We start from the raw sequence: 1,135 nt of genomic DNA, 5'->3' as shown, positions 1-1,135 counted from the left end.
TACACCTCCGGCACCACCGGAAAACCCAAAGGCATCCTGCACACCACCGGCGGCTACCTCACCCAAACCGCCTACACCCACCACAACGTCTTCGACCACAAACCCGGACACGACACCTACTGGTGCACCGCCGACATCGGCTGGGTCACCGGCCACAGCTACATCGTCTACGGCCCCCTGGCCAACCGCACCACCCAAATCGTCTACGAAGGCACCCCCAACTCACCCACCGAACACCGGCACTTCGAAATCATCGAAAAATACGGCGTCACCATCTACTACACCGCCCCCACCCTCATCCGCACCTTCATGAAATGGGGCAAAGAGATACCGGCCGCCCACGACCTGTCCAGCATCCGCCTACTCGGATCGGTCGGCGAACCCATCAACCCCGAAGCCTGGCGCTGGTACCGCGAAATCATCGGCGGCAACCGCACCCCCATCGTGGACACCTGGTGGCAAACCGAAACCGGCGCCATCATGATCTCCCCCCTGCCCGGCGTCACCGCCACCAAACCCGGCGCCGCCATGACCCCGCTGCCCGGCATCTCCGCCCAAGTCGTCGACGAAGAAGGCAAAACCGTGCAACGCGGCGAAACCGAAGCCAACGGCTACCTGGTGCTGGATCAGCCGTGGCCGTCGATGCTGCGCGGCATCTGGGGCGACGCCGAACGCTACAAAGCCACCTACTGGGAACGCTTCGCCGAACAAGGCTGGTACTTCGCCGGCGACGGAGCCAAACTCGACACCGACGGCGACCTGTGGATCCTCGGCCGCGTCGACGACGTCATGAACGTCTCCGGCCACCGAATCTCCACCGCCGAAGTCGAATCCGCCCTCGTCGGACACCACACCGTCGCCGAAGCCGCCGTCGTCGGCGCCACCGACCCCACCACCGGCCAAGGCATCGTCGCCTTCGTCATCCTCACAGCCGAAGCCCGAGACACCGGCACCACCCTGATCGACGAACTCAAAGCCGAAGTCGCCCGCGAAATCAGCCCCATCGCCAAACCCCGCGAAATCCACATCGTCCCCGAACTCCCCAAAACCCGCAGCGGCAAAATCATGCGCCGCCTCCTGCGCGACGTCGCAGAAGGACGCGAACTCGGCGACACCTCCACCCTCGTCGACCCGA

General features: G+C 64.6%; 1 protein-coding gene. It reads left to right on the top strand.

Annotation, left to right across the window (positions count from 1 at the left end):
* The coding region (locus tag ON27_RS09690) for an AMP-binding protein (protein ID WP_043722854.1) at positions 1-1,135 on the top strand (1,135 nt) is incomplete at both ends.

The organism is Nocardia asiatica NBRC 100129 (assembly GCF_000308415.1).
Classification (GTDB): domain Bacteria; phylum Actinomycetota; class Actinomycetes; order Mycobacteriales; family Mycobacteriaceae; genus Nocardia; species Nocardia asiatica.
Note: the sequence above shows the minus strand (reverse complement) of the source record. Positions and strands in the feature narration are given on the sequence as shown.